The organism is Limnobacter sp. UBA3528, from assembly GCF_002377005.1.
Taxonomy (GTDB): domain Bacteria; phylum Pseudomonadota; class Gammaproteobacteria; order Burkholderiales; family Burkholderiaceae_B; genus Limnobacter.
Genome location: NZ_DFOZ01000019.1, coordinates 56,688 through 73,541 on the forward strand (window position 1 = coordinate 56,688; position 16,854 = coordinate 73,541).

The following is a 16,854-nucleotide window of genomic DNA, read 5'->3' on the forward strand; positions in this document are numbered from 1 at the left end:
CATATGGTGCCTTTTGCTGCGCCTTCCGTGTCGATTGTGGTGCCTGTGTTCAACGAAGTACCCACCATTGACCGTGACAGTTTCACCCCGCGAATTCACGCCTTGACTGAATTGCTTCGACCTTGTGATGAAATCATCTTGGTCGATGGCGGTTCGAGCGATGCAAGCTGGCAAACCCTGCAATCCTTGGCAGTGCATCTGCAAATTACTGCCATTCAAAGCCAAAAAGGTCGTGCGCGACAAATGAACTGCGGTGCAGCCACGGCCAAGGGTGACATCCTGCTTTTTCTGCATGCGGACACTGTCCTGAATGCTGCTGCATGGAACGGTTTTTCGCAGGCGCTTCAGGCTCGCGGCGGTCAGTCTGTATGGGGTCGGTTCAATGTGCGAATTTCCGGGCAAAGCAGGTGGTTGCCTGTAGTGGCTTGGCTCATGAATCATCGCTCCCGCTTCAGCAAAATCGCCACGGGTGATCAAGCCCTGTTCGCCAGTCGACTGCTGTTTGAAAAGGTTGGCGGTTTTCCTGAGCAACCCTTGATGGAAGACATTGAATGGAGCAAGCGCTTGAAACAGGTGGCTGCACCGTGCTTTTTGCCAATTGGCACACCCGTGATTACTTCTGGCCGGCGCTGGGACACCCAGGGCGCATGGAAAACAATCCTGTTGATGTGGCGCTTTCGCTATCAGTACTGGCGTGGGGTGCCTGCTACCGAGCTGGCGCGGCAGTATGCAGATGCGCGTGAAAAGATCCCTTTGACTGTGGCTGTTTTTGCGAAATATCCACAGGCTGGGCGTGTAAAAACCAGGCTGGAGCCCATGTTGGGCGCTGAACAATGCGCAGAATTTGCCCGATATCTGTTGCTCAGTACACTTGATAAATTAAGTGGTGTGAATGTGGTCTTGTGGACTGATGGCGGCAGTGACGCACAGTGGGGTTCATTACTGGCCACGCGACAGGTGACACGCTGCATTCAACCGGAAGGGCATTTGGGTGTGCGCATGCAAACTGCAGTTCAAACCCATTTGAAGCACAGTGAGGTGGTTGTGCTGTTGGGGCCAGATGCAGTGCAGTTCACGTTGAACGATCTGCGCGCACTTGAAAAAGCCGCCAAACAACATGAATTGGCCTTCGTCCCTGCGCTGGACGGGGGTTATGTAGCCCTGGCCTGCACGCGTTGTGTGTCCTCCGTATTTTCTGGCCATATTCAATGGGGAGGTGCGCAGGTGGCTGCACAAACCCGTGAAGCACTTGACGGACTTGGCATTGAAGCCACATGGTTTGAGGCGCAACTTGACATCGACGAGCCCGAAGATTTGCAACAGGCCGTATTGCAAGGTTGTGTCCCTGAAGATTGGGTCGAACGTTACCCAACAGGTGAGGTCTGACAAAAATTAGTCGTGAGGAAAAAATGCAGACAGTGAAACAGGAGCTGATGAAAACCCCAAATGGGACAGGTGCCAAAAAGGCACGCGTGGCTGGCGCACTCGCAGCCAGCTTGATCTGCATAAGCATGCCTTTGCATGCCTCCGAGGCCTTGCCCCAATGGCCGACCGATGTGTCTGCCGGAATTCCTGCTGTATGGAAACCCCAGTTTCACCCGGACATTGCAGCACACACCGAGTTCAGCTTGCAGAAAAACGGCGAGAAAACAGTGTTGCTTGCTGACGCAGACAAGGCTTACGGCACCTTGGTGCATCTGTTTGATAAGCCGAAGGCATTGAAGACATTGGGTTGGGAATGGCAGGTATTAACCCAACCAGCAAAGGCGAATTTGCAGACCAAGGCGGGCGACGATGCGGGCGCAAAACTGTGCGCTTTTGTCCAGGTGGATGAAAGCAAAATTGGTCTTGGAGCCCGCCTTGCATTGGCCGCTGCGCGCACTGTTTCCGGTGAGCGCTTGCCCGCGGCCACCCTGTGTTATGTGTGGGGTACGCCGGGTGAAAAAGTAGGGCAGGTGTTTGATAATCCCTACACTGACCGTGTGAAAAACATTGTGCTTCGCGATATGGCCAGCGCAGCTGAGCTGGTTTCAGAAAACCGGGATTTGCAGGCTGATGCACGTAAGGCGTTCGGCAAAGAATTGCCAGAAGGGCCCGTGATGATCACTGGCTTGGCTTTGGGCGCTGATTCAGACAATACCAAATCGAAAGCCAAGGCCCTGTTTGGTAGCGTGCAAGCTCAGCCCTGATTCAAATTCATGGTCTTCACGATTCGCTCGCAGTACCTGGCGATCTGGTCAATTTCCAGATTCACCGGGCTGCCCGCTTTCAAATGTTTCAGGGTGGTCATTTGAACCGTGTGCGGAATCAGGTTGATGTGAATATCGCATTCGCCGCTTGCATGGTCATCGACCTGATTCACGGTCAGGCTGACGCCATTCACTGTGACCGAACCCTTGTAGGCGAAGAAAGGCGACAGGGATTTTGGCGCGCGTATTTGCAAGTGCCAGCTTTCACCGACTGGCGAAAAATCAACCACACTGCCCAAACCATCCACATGACCGCTGACCAGGTGACCGCCAACACGATCGGACAGGCGCATGGCTTTTTCCAGGTTCACTTCACCGGGTTGACTTAAACCCACGGTCTTCGACAAGCTTTCCTGCGAGACGTCCACGTGAAAGGTTTGATCTTGCATGGCCACCACGGTCATGCAGGCACCTTGAATGGCGATGCTGTCCCCCAGTTTGACGTCTGAGAAGTCGAGCGAGGGTGCATGCACTGCAAGACGTACTCCTGCATAAGTTGAGTCCTGCAAGGGCTCAACAGTTTTGATTTGACCGATTGATTCAATAATTCCGGTGAACATGGGTGCTACTACTCCTGATTATTTTGAACCCACGTAATTCGCAGGTCTGGTCCAATTTGTTCAAATGACTGAATTGCCCAGCTGACATAAGCGGGCAGGGCTTCGAGTTCTGGCAGGCGGAACAGGCCTTGGCCTGGCCCCAGAAATCGAGGGGCAATGTATTGCACAATTTCATCGACTAGGCCCGCTTGCAGGAATGAACCGTTCAGGCCGAAGCCTGCCTCGAGGTGCAACTCATTGATACCACGTTGTGCCAGCTCTTGTAACAGGCGCAGCAAATCCGTTTTTACTTTGCCAGCATGCAAACCTGCCGCCACTGGCGCCACGTTCAAGGCCTCGATATTTGCTGCGTTCGGGTGTGTCGTCAGCCAGCCCGGTCTGTGTGGTTCAGTGTGTGCAATCAGTACGCGCCCGGATTGAAGCAGGCGGGCATCGGGTGAAATTTCCAGCTTGCTGTCCACAATCACTTTCAAGGGCTGGCGTTCCGTGTCAATGCCGCGCACATTCAGTTGCGGGTTGTCGGCTTTTACTGTGCCAATGCCACTGAGCACCGCACAGGCTTGCGCACGCAGGTGGTGGCCATGCAGCCGGGCTGCCTCGCCGGTGATCCACTGGCTTGCCCCATTGTTCAGCGCGCTGATACCGTCGGCGCTGCTGGCCACTTTCAAGCGCACCCAGGGGCGTTGGCGTTCCATGCGACTGAAAAAACCACGGTTAATCCAGCGCGCCTGTTCAATCAACACACCGTGCGCGGTCTCAATGCCAGCCGCTTGTAAAATCGCCATGCCTTTGCCTGACACCAGCGGGTTGGGGTCTAGCACCGCCGCTACAACCCGCGCTACACCCGTTGCCACCAGTGCTTCCGCACAGGGGCCGGTGCGCCCATGGTGGGCGCAGGGTTCCAGGGTTACATAGGCGGTGCTGCCTGCCAGGGAGACACCGCGAGCCCTGGAGTCGGCAATGGCTTGCACTTCCGCATGGCCTTCACCTGCCTTGGCATGAAAGCCCTCCGCAATCGCCACGCCATCGCGCACAAACACACAACCCACGCGCGGGTTCGGCGTGGTGCTGTACTGTCCCTTCCAGGCCAGGTTCAGCGCATGCTGCATCCAGTGTTCGTCGGTGGGTGAAAAGGTGGCCATGGCTTCAGTTACTTCACAGTTACTTTTAGGCGCCTTTTTTGGCTGGGGCAGTTAAATGTGCAATTTCTTCAGAGAAACTTTGCAGGTCTTCAAAGCTTTTGTAGACCGATGCGAAACGAATGTAGGCCACTGTATCGAGTTGTTTGAGTTGTTGCATCACCAACTCACCCAAAAACTTCGTGTCTACTTCCCGGGCGGCACTCACCAGTAGTTTTTCTTCAATGCTCGAAATGGCGTCATCAATGGCCTCGGCGCGAACCGGGCGTTTGCGCAAGGCAAGCATCAAACTGCCGCGAAGTTTGTCTCGTGAAAATTCGACGCGTGAACCGTCTTTCTTGACGATTGCGGGCAAAAACAGTTCGGCCCGTTCGTAGGTCGTGAAACGTTTGCCGCAGCTGCTGCACTGCCTGCGGCGTCGAATCGCGTCGCCTTCTTCAGACGTGCGCGAATCGACCACCTGGGTGTCGGCGTTGCCACAGAAAGGGCATTTCATGACGCCGTGGCCCCTTGCTTACTTGTAAACAGGAAACTGGCTGGTCAATTCCTTGACCTTGGCGCGGATTGTGGCCAATGTGGCTTCGTCTTCCGGGTTTTCAAGTACGTCGGCGATCAGGTGACCGACTGCGCGGGCCTGCTCTTCCTTGAAGCCACGTGTGGTCATTGCAGGGCTACCCAAGCGAATGCCGCTGGTTACAAATGGCTTCTCGGGGTCGTTCGGAATCGCGTTCTTGTTCACTGTGATGTGTGCATTGCCCAAAGCCGCTTCGGCAGCTTTGCCGGTGATACCCTTGGCACGCAGGTCAACAAGCATCACGTGGCTTTCGGTGCGGCCAGACACGATACGCAAGCCTCGCTCAACCAGGGTTTCAGCCAAAGCCTTGGCATTCAACACTACTTGCTGCTGGTATTCCTTGAATGCAGGTTGCAGGGCTTCGTGGAAGGCCACTGCTTTGCCAGCAATCACATGCATCAGGGGACCGCCCTGAATGCCGGGGAAAATTGCGCTATTGATTTTCTTGGCCAGTTCCTCTTTCATCAAGATGATGCCGCCACGTGGGCCACGCAGCGATTTGTGCGTGGTCGATGTGCATACATCAGCATGCGGTACAGGGTTGGGGTACACACCCGCAGCAATCAGACCCGCGTAGTGGGCCATGTCCACCATGAAGTAGGCGCCCACTTCCTTGGCGATTTTGGCAAAGCGCTCAAAGTCGATACGCAGAGCGTAGGCCGATGCACCCGCGATGATGATTTTGGGTTTGTGTTCACGGGCCAAAGCTTCCACCTGGTCATAATCAATGGCTTCTTCCTTGTTCAGGCCGTAAGAAACCACGTTGAACCACTTGCCAGACATGTTCAGTGGCATGCCGTGGGTCAGGTGACCACCTTCAGCCAGCGACAAGCCCATGATGGTGTCGCCAGGCTGGAGCAAGGCAAAAAATACAGCCTGATTGGCCTGTGAGCCTGAATTGGGTTGCACGTTGGCGGCTTCGGCGCCAAACAGTTTTTTCAGGCGCTCAATGGCCAGATCTTCAACTGTGTCCACATGTTCGCAACCGCCGTAATAGCGCTTGCCGGGGTAGCCTTCGGCGTATTTATTGGTCAGCTGTGAACCCTGGGCTTCCATCACGGCTGGGCTCGCGTAGTTTTCAGACGCGATCAACTCAATGTGGTCTTCCTGGCGGGTGGTTTCCTGCTGCATGGCAGTCCACAATTCTGGGTCGGTTTGGGCGATGCCCTTTTGGCGGTCAAACATAACGATTTCCGGAAAGGATTGGGTTCAAGACAAGCCCAATATTCTAAATGATTTCAAGCGATTCGACCATCGACTTCGTCCATGTTTTGGCCCGGTTTGTCGTGGTTCAAATGCCCGGTCCAGGCCCACAGTTTCACACTTTTATTGCCTTGGGGATCAATATCGACCACATTGAGCGCGCAATTGGGCAGTTGCCATTCACGCTGCGTATGCAACAGCTCGCCAGTGCAGTATCGGTAAATACAATCGAGTACACCGCCGTGGGCCACCAGCAATATTGTTTTGTGGGTGCTGACCGCGCAAATTTGCTGAAACGTAGATACCACCCTTTGGTAGAACTGGGCCAGACTCTCCCCTCCGGACAGGGGAGAGTCGGGGATTCGGTTTTTTAGACCAGCAAATTCATTGGGGCTTTTGACCTGCATTTCATCGCCAGTCAAGCCCGACAAATGACCGTAATCACGTTCCCGAAGGCCTTTATACAACTGCATGGCGGGTGTTTTGGAGCCGTGAATCGTCGATGCGGTGGTGTGTGCCCGAGTTAAGTCGCTGCTGACGCACTGATCGTAAAGCGAAATTTCTCGCGCTTCCAGCGAATCAAAGTACTTGCGAAGCAATTGAGCTTGCAACAGGCCGTGCGCATTCAGGGCAATGTCGGTGTGGCCCTGAAAGCGCTTTTCCTTGTTCCAGTCCGTTTCTCCATGGCGCACCAGAATGAAGCGCGATCCCACCGGTTTTTTGCTGACAATTGCACCAAAATCAAGAGCTTGGCTGTTCAATTCAGGTGCACCTTCGCAAAGCGGCGTTTGCCAACCTGAATCACGTAAGTGCCTTTGCCCAAGCGGGTGGCTTTGTCGGATATCTTCTCGCTGTCAATTTTTACGCCGCCCTGCTGGATATTTCGGTTCGCGTCGCTGCTGCTTTCACACAAGCTGGCAGCTTTCAGTACCCAGGCCAAACCTGCGTCCGCGTCACCTTCCGGCAAATTCAGGTTGATCTCGGGCATGTCCTCGGGCAAGGCCCCCTGCTTGAACCGTGCTTCGAATTCGTTCAGTGCGTCAACCGCTGCTTGTGGGGTGTGAAAACGCGCGACCAACTCTTGGGCCAGTGCCACTTTGGCGTTGCGTGGGTTTTCACCGCTGGCGCAGGCTTGTTTCAGCGCTTCAATATCAGCCAGGGATTTAAAGCTAAGCAAGGTGTACCAGTTCCACATTAGCTCGTCAGAAATTGACATCACCTTGCCGAACATATTGGAAGGTGTCTCTGTTACGCCAATGTAGTTGTTCTTGGACTTCGACATTTTGTCCACACCATCGGTGCCCACCAACAGCGGCATGGTCAAAATACATTGCGCGCTTTGGCCATTTTGTTTTTGCAGCTCTCGACCCATCAGCAAGTTGAATTTCTGATCAGTGCCACCCAACTCCAAATCGCTTTCCAGCGCAACTGAGTCGTAGCCTTGCAGAAGCGGGTATAAAAACTCGTGCACGGCAATCGGCGTACCGGATTGATACCGTTTCGTGAAGTCATCACGCTCCAGCATGCGCGCCACGGTGTAGCTGCTGGCCAGGCGGATCATGCCGTCTGCACCCAAGGGCATCAGCCATTTACTGTTGAATTCAATTGCTGTGCGTTGGGGATCCAGAATTTTAACGGCCTGCTCATGGTAGGTTTTCGCGTTTTCCTGAACCTGTTCCTTGGTCAATGGCGGTCGAGTACTGTTCCGGCCTGATGGATCGCCAATCATGGACGTGAAGTCGCCAATCAGAAAAATGACTTGATGGCCTAAATCTTGCAATAGTCGAAGCTTGTTGAGTACCACTGTGTGGCCCAAATGAATGTCGGGTGCCGTGGGGTCCAATCCCAATTTAATGCGCAGGGGTTTGCCTGTTTTCTCGCTATGAACCAGTTTTTGAATCCATTCCGATTCAATCAACAGTTCTTCGCAGCCACGCTTGGTCACATCGAGGGCGTGCCGAACGGAATCAGACAAATTCTCAGTAATTTCCGTAATTTTGGGGGGCCTACTATCAGGTGACTGGTTCATTTGGCAATCCTTTGTTACACTCTGGCAAACTTCAGTGTTGTATTTTTGAAAATAAAGCTGATTGTGGGCGATCGGCACGTGAAATTTCACACCTTTAAAACTAAAACATGATGCTTCAGAATTTATTAGAGCGAGCAATCGCCGCGTGGGGACAGGGCTTTTCTCTTACCAAGCGCTTTATCCAGTCGGGGTGGCAATTTGCCGACTCCGCGCTTCCCCAATCCCACAATCACAGAAAGTGGGTCATTGTAGGGTTTTTTTCATTCCCTGTTCTCGGTGCAGTGGTTGCAATTGCTGGCTCTGTTCAAAATTCCCCGGTTGATTCCGCTCTAATTAATTCGGAAGTGGTTGTAGAGGCAGTTGAACTTAACCTCGCAGATGAGGGCGTTTACACCTTTGATCCATTGGTTGCCGAAGAGCGAATTCGCCGTGGTGACACACTGGTGGGTTTACTTGAGCGCATGGGTGTGAACACTGCTGGCCTGGCCACTTTCTTGGGCCAAGACAAAACCGCGCGTAATTTGGTAAACCTGCGTGCAGGCCGTGTGTTGACAGTTCAGCAAACCGCTGATGGCGATCTGCAGTGGCTCCGCTACAAAAGCGGCATCGATGAAGACAGCCAAGAGTCGATCCTGGTTCAGAAGCTGAATGGGCAATTTGTCTCGAAGCTTGAATCTGTCAACTTTGAGAAACAGATAGTTTTCCGCTCCGGCCGAATTGAGTCATCTCTGTTTGCCGCTGCTGACAAGGCAGGTATGCCCGATTCAGTGGCTATTCAACTGACGGAAATTTTTGGATCTGACATTGACTTTCATCGCGAACTGCAAAAGGGCGATGAGTTCAAGGTAGTGTACGAAGACCTTACACTTGAAGGTCGGTCGGCGCGTTCGGGGCGTGTGTTGGCGGTTGAGTTCGTCAACAACAATAAACCTTACAAAGCCTATTGGTTTGCGCCAAGTGGAAATAGAAACGCGGGTTATTACAACGAAGAAGGTCGTAGCCTTAAAAAATCTTTCCTGCGATCGCCTTTGGCTTTCTCCAGAATTTCTTCAGGGTTCACTCCTCGTCGTTTCCACCCCATTCAACAACGCTGGAAGGCGCACAATGGCGTGGATTACGCCGCACCCACAGGCACGCCGATTATGGCCACAGCCAGCGGCACAGTGAAGTTTTCTGGCTGGCAAAACGGGTACGGCAATTTTGTGGAAATTCAACACCACAGCGGCTACAGCACGGCCTATGCCCACCTTTCTCGTTTTGGCAAAGGCGTTAAAGTTGGCCAGAAAGTAGAACAGGGTGATGTGATCGGATACGTGGGTGCCACAGGCTGGGCAACCGGGCCACATTTGCACTATGAGTTCCGCGTCAACCGGGTTCCGAAAAATCCTTTAAGCATTACCGTGGCTCAGGCTGAACCATTGGATCGAAATTCATTCGGTGAATTCAAGCGCGTACAGCTTGCGCTTGACCGCCGCATGGAGCTGGCCACCGCCCAACGCTTGGCTCGTGCCCAGTAAATCATGATTGCCTTGGGCGCCATGTCTGGCACCAGTACAGATGGTGTTGACGTCGCAGCGGTTCAGATTGATTCCAAAACTCAGGAAATGCGGTTTCTCGGCGTACTTAGCGCTGAGTTTCCGCAGAGTTTGAGAGAAACTCTCTTACTGCTGCAAGAAATTCCCCCCCGTTTTCCTTCCAATTCTGATCCTATTGCGATTTTTCTGCAGGCTCGAAAAGACCTGACGGAGCTGTATGCAAGCACCGTGAATGAATTGTTGTGTTTTCTCGGATTAGAGCCGGCTGATGTTCGGGTGCTTGGCGCACACGGTCAAACACTTCGCCATCGGCCCGATCTCGGATACACCTACCAAATGCTGGATGGAGCTTTGCTGGCCAGTAAAACCCGGATAGATGTGGTGAATGACCTGCGTTCAAAAGACGTTGCCTTGGGCGGGCAGGGTGCTCCGCTGGTTCCTGCTTTTCACCGAGCATGGTTGAATGGCAAAGGTATTTACGACCAAACCGCTGTGTTGAACCTGGGTGGATTTTCAAACCTCACGGTGCTTAACGGACAGGGGCAAGAATTGACTGGTGGTGACTGTGGTCCAGCCAACTGTTTGATGGACCTGTGGGCTCAGCGCGCTTTTGGCTTGCCTATGGACAATGACGGTGAAATTGCTGCGATGGGCAGCCCGAACGACACTTTGCTTGAAGGTTTTTGGACCCATCCTTTCTTTCATCAACCCTGGCCCAAGAGCACTGGTCGTGATGATTTCAGTGCGCACTGGTTTGAGTCGTGTTTGGTAGACTCTAATGAGCTTTCATCGGAAGACATCATGGCGACCCTACTGGCTCTAGCTGTCAGAGCGGTAAAGTCGTGTTTACCTGTTTTGGTTGAGCAGGTTTATGTGTGCGGTGGCGGTGCAAAAAACAGCACCTTCATTAATCAGCTACGCTGTGAATGTGCGCCAGCAGATTTCCTGCCGATTGAGAATTTGGGCTTGCCAACTCAGGCGGTTGAGGCCGCTGCTTTTGCCTGGCTTGGCGTGCAGTACGTGTTGGCTGCAACTGGCAATTGCCCTTCAATCACTGGTGCAAGCAGGCCTGCGATCTTGGGCGCTTTACACGTGGCCAAATAAGCAGGCGGTGTGTATTTGCCAAACCTAGTTCGCCAGCAATGATTTACTGCCCAAATTCTTGTTTGTGTTTTGAGAATGGACTGCTGCTTCGCTGAATGTACTCAAGGAGTTGTCTCGAGTGGGAAATAGCTCGGAAATGACCCCAAGACTAATATCGGCTTGCCCTGGAATCCAGGGGACCCTAATCATTTCACGCCCGAATTCAACTTGGGGATTGTTTTCAAGGCTCGCGTTGTAAATCAAAATACAGCAGGGCTCGTAGTCTAACAAAGAGCCTAAAAGTTTCAATTGCTCGATTGCATGCATTTTTTGGGCTGGGTCGCCGGCGTAAAGGATATACACAGGTGACATGCCTTTACGCAGGGCGGTAAGGTAGGCGCGATAAGCACCATTGAGACTGAACTCGACTTTGTCAAATCCTTGTACCGGAAGTCGACGCCGAATTTCCAGAAGATGATCGTGGCTCATCGCCATGACCTGTGCTTCAAATACAGTTTGAGTATTGAAAGCGGGTCTTTTGCTGTGATGGCTAACTTCGGCTTCTTCCGGCAAGATGACCTCGAACACAGAGCCAGCCAATTTGCCATTGTAGTAGCGGTTGCGGCATTCAGTTTTGGCGAGTATCTGTTCGCTCAAATCGCGAACGATACTTGAACCGTGGCCCCAGCCTTTGTTGTGAGCAGCTACTTTGTTGTTCTCAACGCCAGAACCTGTGTCCACAATTTGAATACATACCCGTCCCTTTCGTCTGCGCAGACCAACCACAACACCCCCCTTGTTGGTGTATTTGATGGCGTTGTCCAGACCATTGCGGATAATCTTGGCCAAAGCTTCCTTGTTACTCGTCACCGTAATTTCGCTGGGTACATAGCGAACTTGAAGCGCTTTGACCTCGGCCAGCATTCTGTATTCTTCGATTAACGGACCAAGAATGTCATGTACCGTTACCGGCATCATAGGGGCGGCGTTTTCATCTTGCGGATACCGGATTGCATTGCCCAATTGGTCAAAGAAATCTTCCAGCATATTTTTCAACGCTTTTTGTGCGGTTTGAATGTGTTGGTATCTTGCTGTAACTTCAGGGTCTTTCGAAATGGCTTTGCCCACGCTGGCCAATATGCCTAAGGTACTCAAGGGCTGGCGCAAATCGTGACGAAAGTCCTTTAAAACCCGGCGCCCTCGAAACGCCAGTTTCATGATGTCTTGATCAATTCTTGTTTGCCCATCAAGACCTTTTTTCGTACGGGTTCGTGAAAAATCTTGAAACACCATGTGAAAAACGCAGGTACCAAGCAAGACGTAAAAGAGAATTTCCACAATCCTGTAGTCCAGTATCCACGCGAGTTCTGTCGATGTTGATGCGTGGAAGAGGCCATTGACCAAACAGTACAACAGACCGAAATAAACCGCTTTGATCAGGGTAACTTTGGGTAAATTGCTGTAGGTTTTTGTAATTGCCAGCAGACAGACCGCTTGAACAGTAATAAAGGCCGTGTATACCAACCCAGAAGTGGTGAACATGTCTGCAATCGCAGTGATGCAGCCGATCGCGAAAGGAACCAGGGCAGAACGCTCTGCAGCGACAACACCTCTTTTTCGACCTAGAAAGGCACTCCCGAAAAACAGGAATGACGCGGCCTGCAGTGCTGCATGAAACGGGGTGCCGTGTTCAAGTTCTTGTGGTGTGTTGTAACCAAGAATTACGAATCCAAGCAGAACCACACCAATGACAGCGGCCGCATTTTGCCGCTGATTGGGAAGGTGATTTGCAAAGAATGGGTATAAAGCAATACCCAGTAATACGGCTAGCCCTGATAGTGAACTGTCTGTCATTTTATAGTTATAGTCATTGCCGGCTTTGTTGCCGGCTTTTGGTTTTTATGCCATGGCTGATGCGTTGAGTCGCGGAATTTTGCGATAAAGACTGACGGCCTGGGTTCTGTTTTTCACATTCATGGATATATACCCTTGACCGTCAAACTTTGACATTTGGCGAAACCCGCATAAATACAAGGTTTACGGTGAAATAGAAAAATGTCAAAGAATTAATCAAACTTTGACAATAGGCGATATATTCTTGTCAAAGAAATAGAGGCTATACAGCGTCACAAGCCTGTCGCTCGGCGGGATTAACCGCCTCGCCCCTCTCAGGTTCGGGGCAAGCGACAGCAGGCTTGTTCGGGACGCGCATGGCCGCCTTATACCTCGCCTTTGGCTCTGGGCTACGGTCTAGTTTCTCTTGGCGACTGGTCAGAAACGGTGCTCCGTGAGAGCTAAGAAACACGTAGTTATTCTCGTTGTCCCCGTAAAATGACCTCTGTCTTCTTTCTTTGGCCAACGGAGATTCAATGTAGGTTAGAAGGTCTTGCCTTAGCTCGGAAGACATTTGCAATTCATAGGATTTCTCAAACTTTGAGTCCACCAAACTATTCTTTCCGATTTCGATGTAATACGTGCCGTGAACGCTTTGTGCGTCCAACAAAGACGACCATCGCAATGTGCACACTGTTTGTAAACGTGCCCCAGTTTCGGTTGCAACCCGAAACATCAGTTGATAGCAACGGTCAAGTTTGGCGACCTCCTGCCATAAGATTTCCTGCTCCTTCGGTGTTAAAGGAGTGAGCAATCCACCGTCATTTACTTGCCCAGGTCTAGCCACTTTAGGGGCGATAGGCACAGCCAAATCCGTGGTTGTTAATGCAAGTTGCTTTGCAAAACCTTCATTGTTGGTGATTTGAATAAACGCAGTTCTGGCTGTGTGTGTCCGTTCAAACATTACATCGTCTATCAAATCCCAATTGCTCAACCCCCTATAAAAGTTGATGACGCAACTCATTCGTTTTTGTGCGGTTGAAGCCTTAATTTCACCCTTTTTGCAACGGCGAATTAGGTCGGCACGATAAAGGTAGGTTGCCCTTTCAAACTTATCTACGGGCATTTCCAGAGGGTCTAACGACTCTTTTTCTAAGAACGCTGCATAATCCAACAAGCTACGAGCGTTGGAATAGATGGTCTCTGAGTTGTAAGCAGACACCCCCACTTTGTCCTCTGCGTATTTCACCAAGTACGAGTTTCCGAGACTCCAAGGCTTACCTGAGGAAAGATAGAGAAATGGGAAGTCTGGGTAGAACCCTTTGATTGAAAGAGGTTTGGACTGCAATTGGCCTACTGCGTCGATGCAAAAGCGCTGTGGGACAAACTGGGGAATGGTGCGAAGAAAAGGATAGCCTTTCACAAATTAACTTAAGTAAGATTGATACTGTATAAGTATACAGTATAACTGAGTCAATTTGTCAAATTTATTTTTTCAGCGTATCGCTTCAAAAAAATAATTCATCGGTACGCGTGAAAATCTCGCGCAAGTGTGTTTTTATAGTTTCTGGTGATAAATCAAGCTTGCGGGCAATTTCCTTGTTGGAAAGGCCAGAGGCCAGAAAGTGCATGACTTGTTGTTGTTTGTGCGTTAACTGAATGCCATTGTTTTGACCAAGTCGCCCAGTGATGTGTTCGCCGTTGGTTTGGCGATTGGACAGCGCATTGGGGCGCCATTGAACCTGAACACCCGCACGGGTGAGTGCTTCCAGCAACACCGCCGAAGTTTGTTCAAAGCCTTCCGATTTGGACAGCGTCCAAGAAGGGGCATGTTGATTGGGTACCACGGAGTGAAGAAGGGTGTCGTCGCCACTCATGATCAAGGTGGGTAGGTTTGCACTCATCAAGGCCAAGGTGTCAATCACATCCTGCCCTTGGCAGTCTGGCAAACGCAGGTCAGTAATCACAAGTGCCGGGGAATTTTTGCTGAACAATTCTTTCGCGTGTGCAATGCTGGCCGCGCAGAGTATGTCTGCGTTGGTTGCCACGAATTCAACCAGGTCTTTGATGCCTGTTGCGAAAAGTGGGTGATCCTCAATAACCAGAATTTGGTTTGATGGCATGAATGTCTCCTCCCGAGGAAAAGCTAGTTGAAAAGGTGTCACCAGATGTGAGCATATGAACATCTTTATTGGATTAACACCTTTTTCCAACCCTCTTTAGGGGGAGTTAATCGTCTTGGGTTCATGCAGTCAATACGCAAAACCCGTAATTACAGTAATAATTCTTGAAGTGACTTCGTTCTGTTACTTCTTTTCATCGTGTTTGGGCCCTATTTCACAGGCTTGCAGGCTGTTAAGCTGTGAACTGGTCGCTTTTCATTACAATAACGGGGTAGGTCAGGAAGTTGACTAATCCAGACTAGGCTCGAGCAAGAATCATGAGAACAAGATTAAGCGCCGCGACCAAGCCGGTGGACGAAACACAGGCCCGGGTGCGACGCAAAGAACAAACACGCCAGAATTTGATGCAGGCTGCGCTTACCCTTGTTGGCAACGGCAGCAGCTTTACTGCCCTGGGCATTCGGGAAATTACCCGAGAGGCTGGTGTGGTGCCGACTGCGTTTTATCGCCATTTCAAAACCACCGATGAACTGGGTCTGGCTCTGGTCGAGGACGGCGGTATTACCTTGCGCAGGCTGTTGCGAGAGGCTCGCCAAGCCAGCCTGCCAGGCGAGGACATGATTCGACATTCGGTGAGCGTGTTTGTGACCTACCTGAAGCAGCACCACCTTGAGTGGCGTTTTATCAGCTCAGAAAGGTCAGGTGGTTCGCAGTCCTTGCGCAATGCCATTCGCAATGAGATTGCACATTTCACCAATGAAATGGCCAGCGACCTGCGGCTGTTGAACATCTTCCCTGGACTGTCCACGCACACCCTTACTCTGATTTGCAGCCTCGTGGTTACCCTGATGATGAACTCGGCCACGGATTTTCTGGATGTCAGGCCAGATCAGCCGCAAATTGAAAAAGAAATGCTCGACAATTTCGTGAAGCAAATTGTGATGGTGTTTCTTGGTGCGGCGCATTGGGAAGAAGAGCCCACCCAGTCACTGCTCAGTGGCTTGTCCAAACCAAAATGACTAAACCCATTGTTTACGTCGACCTGGACGGCACCTTGAGTCCATCGGATGTGCTGCTCGAGAGTTGCCTGCTGCTGTTGAAGCAAAACATTTTTTATGTGTTTCCAATGTTGTTGTGGGCGATGCAGGGTGCTTGGGTATTTAAAACCGAGGTATCTAGAAGAATTGATCCGGTGCTGGATCATTTGCCAATTGATCCCATGGTGCTGGAGCGACTGAATCAATTGAAAGCGGCTGGCCATGAATTGGTATTGGCCAGCGCATCGATGCGTCGAGATGTGCTGAAGATTGCCACCCGTTTGGGACTGTTTTCCCGGGTCATCGCAAGCGAGCACAGCAATTTGAAGGGCCAACAAAAACTGGCAGCCATTCAGGCGGATAGTCAGGGGCGGCCCTTTGTGTATTTTGGTGATGCTTCAGTAGATATTCCGATCTGGAAACAGTCTTCACTGGCATTCGGTGTGAATACTTCCCTTCGCACCCGAGGAAAAGCTGCAGCCGCTGGTATTGAATTGAACCGGCTAGACACGCGAAGTACTGGCATCAAAGTTTGGCTCAAGGCCATGCGACTCCAGCAATGGGCCAAAAATGGTTTGCTGTTCTTGCCTCTGATTGCTGCCCATGAAACAGATTTTGCTTTGTGGGGCAAGATGATGTGGGGCTTTTTGGCGTTTGGCTTTTTGGCCTCTGCCACTTACATTTGGAATGACCTGATGGACCTGAATGCGGATCGCCAGCATCCGCGCAAGCGCCACCGGCCAATGGCCAGCGGCATGCTCAGCATCACCAAGGCGTTTGTATTGATGAAGTGTTTGGGCATTGCCGGCTTTGCGGTGGCCTGGTTGGCGGTGGGTTGGCAATTTACCTTGGTGTTGTTGGTGTACACCGTGGTTACCTTGATGTACACCTTCGTATTCAAGCGCACCGCTTTTGTGGATGTCTTGTTGCTGGCGATGCTTTACACCGTGCGTGTAATCGCGGGCGGCGTGGGTACGGGCATCGACCTCTCCAGTTGGTTATTGGCCATTTCACTTTTCGTGTTTTTGAGTTTGGCATTGGTCAAACGTTGCGCCGAACTTGAGTTTTTGCAGCTTGAGGGCACCCAGCCTCAAGGCCGTGGTTATCGCATGAGCGATCTGAGTTACTTGGTGTCCATGGGTATCTCCAGTGGATTTGTCGCTGTATTGGTGTTGGCCTTGTATGTCGACAGTCAGAATGGCTCGATGTTGTACGCGACACCTGAGTTTTTGTGGGGAATTTGCCCCTTGTTTTTGTACTGGTTAATGCGAATCTGGATCATGACCTCCCGCAAGGAAATGATTGATGACCCAGTGCATTTCGCCATTCATGATCGCATCAGTTGGGGCTTTTTGGCTTCAGTGGGTGTGCTTGTGTATTTGGCCTCCTGAGATATCCAATATCCATGTCTAGTCATTTTTCTTCGTCCAGATCCCAAGGACCCGAGCTGACGTTAAGAACTGCCAAAAGTTTGTTTGTCTGGACTGTT

15 protein-coding genes are annotated in these 16,854 nt (G+C 51.4%); 6 read left to right on the forward strand and 9 right to left on the reverse strand.

Annotated features, from left to right (window positions below):
- Positions 1 to 3 precede the first annotated feature (3 nt).
- Entirely contained in the window at positions 4 to 1,386 is a 1,383-nt protein-coding gene (locus tag B4N58_RS05235; protein ID WP_291746600.1) for a TIGR04283 family arsenosugar biosynthesis glycosyltransferase, read from the forward strand.
- Between the two features lie 47 nt (positions 1,387 to 1,433).
- Positions 1,434 to 2,189 carry a DUF3047 domain-containing protein gene (locus tag B4N58_RS05240; RefSeq protein WP_291746603.1) on the forward strand — a complete coding sequence of 252 codons (756 nt, stop codon included), beginning with the start codon at positions 1,434 to 1,436 and terminating at the stop codon, positions 2,187 to 2,189.
- Here B4N58_RS05240 and B4N58_RS05245 read toward each other — a convergent pair.
- From B4N58_RS05245 to tyrS, 6 genes are read right to left on the reverse strand one after another with little or no spacing between them, the layout of a single operon-like run.
- A complete protein-coding gene (locus B4N58_RS05245) occupies positions 2,180 to 2,809 on the reverse strand; it encodes a riboflavin synthase (protein ID WP_008251683.1) in 630 nt (209 codons plus the stop codon). The genes B4N58_RS05240 and B4N58_RS05245 overlap by 10 nt on opposite strands.
- A gap of 8 nt (positions 2,810 to 2,817) precedes the next feature.
- Entirely contained in the window at positions 2,818 to 3,951 is a 1,134-nt protein-coding gene (ribD, locus tag B4N58_RS05250) for a bifunctional diaminohydroxyphosphoribosylaminopyrimidine deaminase/5-amino-6-(5-phosphoribosylamino)uracil reductase RibD (RefSeq protein ID WP_008251681.1), read from the reverse strand.
- A gap of 25 nt (positions 3,952 to 3,976) precedes the next feature.
- Positions 3,977 to 4,444: a transcriptional regulator NrdR gene (gene nrdR / locus B4N58_RS05255; protein ID WP_291746608.1), complete on the reverse strand. Its 468-nt coding sequence runs from the start codon at positions 4,442 to 4,444 to the stop codon at positions 3,977 to 3,979.
- An 18-nt stretch (positions 4,445 to 4,462) separates the two neighbouring features.
- Positions 4,463 to 5,707 (reverse strand): serine hydroxymethyltransferase, encoded by a 1,245-nt coding sequence (glyA, locus tag B4N58_RS05260; protein WP_291746611.1) that lies wholly within the window; start codon positions 5,705 to 5,707, stop codon positions 4,463 to 4,465.
- A gap of 53 nt (positions 5,708 to 5,760) precedes the next feature.
- Positions 5,761 to 6,486, reverse strand: coding sequence for a histidine phosphatase family protein (locus B4N58_RS05265; protein ID WP_291746614.1), 726 nt, complete (start codon positions 6,484 to 6,486; stop codon positions 5,761 to 5,763).
- Positions 6,483 to 7,754, reverse strand: coding sequence for a tyrosine--tRNA ligase (gene tyrS / locus B4N58_RS05270; RefSeq protein WP_291746617.1), 1,272 nt, complete (start codon positions 7,752 to 7,754; stop codon positions 6,483 to 6,485). The genes B4N58_RS05265 and tyrS overlap by 4 nt, the downstream gene beginning before the upstream one ends.
- Before the next feature lie 281 nt (positions 7,755 to 8,035).
- On the opposite strand from tyrS, the gene B4N58_RS05275 reads away from it, so the two are divergent.
- Both B4N58_RS05275 and B4N58_RS05280 read left to right on the forward strand, forming a co-directional pair.
- Positions 8,036 to 9,271: a peptidoglycan DD-metalloendopeptidase family protein gene (locus B4N58_RS05275; protein WP_008251662.1), complete on the forward strand. Its 1,236-nt coding sequence runs from the start codon at positions 8,036 to 8,038 to the stop codon at positions 9,269 to 9,271.
- Between the two features lie 3 nt (positions 9,272 to 9,274).
- Positions 9,275 to 10,393 carry an anhydro-N-acetylmuramic acid kinase gene (locus tag B4N58_RS05280; RefSeq protein WP_291746620.1) on the forward strand — a complete coding sequence of 373 codons (1,119 nt, stop codon included), beginning with the start codon at positions 9,275 to 9,277 and terminating at the stop codon, positions 10,391 to 10,393.
- A 24-nt stretch (positions 10,394 to 10,417) separates the two neighbouring features.
- Here the strand turns inward: B4N58_RS05280 and B4N58_RS05285 are convergent, their stop codons facing one another.
- The 3 genes from B4N58_RS05285 to B4N58_RS05295 form a co-directional block, all read right to left on the reverse strand.
- Complete coding sequence (locus B4N58_RS05285) at positions 10,418 to 12,226, reverse strand: sensor histidine kinase (RefSeq protein WP_008251659.1); 1,809 nt, start codon at positions 12,224 to 12,226, stop codon at positions 10,418 to 10,420.
- Between the two features lie 262 nt (positions 12,227 to 12,488).
- The gene (locus tag B4N58_RS05290) at positions 12,489 to 13,454 is read right to left on the reverse strand and encodes a hypothetical protein (protein WP_291746625.1); all 966 of its coding nucleotides are present in this window, start codon (positions 13,452 to 13,454) and stop codon (positions 12,489 to 12,491) included.
- A 259-nt stretch (positions 13,455 to 13,713) separates the two neighbouring features.
- Complete coding sequence (locus B4N58_RS05295; protein WP_291746628.1) at positions 13,714 to 14,328, reverse strand: response regulator transcription factor; 615 nt, start codon at positions 14,326 to 14,328, stop codon at positions 13,714 to 13,716.
- 317 nt (positions 14,329 to 14,645) lie between these two features.
- Here B4N58_RS05295 and fabR point away from each other — a divergent pair, with 317 nt between their 5' ends.
- The gene (fabR, locus tag B4N58_RS05300) at positions 14,646 to 15,347 is read left to right on the forward strand and encodes an HTH-type transcriptional repressor FabR (RefSeq protein WP_008251655.1); all 702 of its coding nucleotides are present in this window, start codon (positions 14,646 to 14,648) and stop codon (positions 15,345 to 15,347) included.
- The gene (locus tag B4N58_RS05305; RefSeq protein ID WP_008251653.1) at positions 15,344 to 16,756 is read left to right on the forward strand and encodes a UbiA family prenyltransferase; all 1,413 of its coding nucleotides are present in this window, start codon (positions 15,344 to 15,346) and stop codon (positions 16,754 to 16,756) included. The genes fabR and B4N58_RS05305 overlap by 4 nt, the downstream gene beginning before the upstream one ends.
- Positions 16,757 to 16,854: the final 98 nt, after the last annotated feature.

Excerpts from the sequence above, each read along its gene's own strand:
- B4N58_RS05245 (WP_008251683.1), bottom strand. The coding sequence starts at position 2,809 with ATGTTCACCGGAATTATTGAATCAATCGGTCAAATCAAAACTGTTGAG.
- nrdR (WP_291746608.1), bottom strand. The coding sequence starts at position 4,444 with ATGAAATGCCCTTTCTGTGGCAACGCCGACACCCAGGTGGTCGATTCG.
- B4N58_RS05280 (WP_291746620.1), top strand. The coding sequence starts at position 9,275 with ATGATTGCCTTGGGCGCCATGTCTGGCACCAGTACAGATGGTGTTGAC.
- B4N58_RS05285 (WP_008251659.1), bottom strand. The coding sequence starts at position 12,226 with ATGACAGACAGTTCACTATCAGGGCTAGCCGTATTACTGGGTATTGCT.
- tyrS (WP_291746617.1), bottom strand. The coding sequence starts at position 7,754 with ATGAACCAGTCACCTGATAGTAGGCCCCCCAAAATTACGGAAATTACT.
- glyA (WP_291746611.1), bottom strand. The coding sequence starts at position 5,707 with ATGTTTGACCGCCAAAAGGGCATCGCCCAAACCGACCCAGAATTGTGG.
- ribD (WP_008251681.1), bottom strand. The coding sequence starts at position 3,951 with ATGGCCACCTTTTCACCCACCGACGAACACTGGATGCAGCATGCGCTG.
- fabR (WP_008251655.1), top strand. The coding sequence starts at position 14,646 with ATGAGAACAAGATTAAGCGCCGCGACCAAGCCGGTGGACGAAACACAG.
- B4N58_RS05305 (WP_008251653.1), top strand. The coding sequence starts at position 15,344 with ATGACTAAACCCATTGTTTACGTCGACCTGGACGGCACCTTGAGTCCA.
- B4N58_RS05235 (WP_291746600.1), top strand. The coding sequence starts at position 4 with ATGGTGCCTTTTGCTGCGCCTTCCGTGTCGATTGTGGTGCCTGTGTTC.
- B4N58_RS05240 (WP_291746603.1), top strand. The coding sequence starts at position 1,434 with ATGAAAACCCCAAATGGGACAGGTGCCAAAAAGGCACGCGTGGCTGGC.
- B4N58_RS05295 (WP_291746628.1), bottom strand. The coding sequence starts at position 14,328 with ATGCCATCAAACCAAATTCTGGTTATTGAGGATCACCCACTTTTCGCA.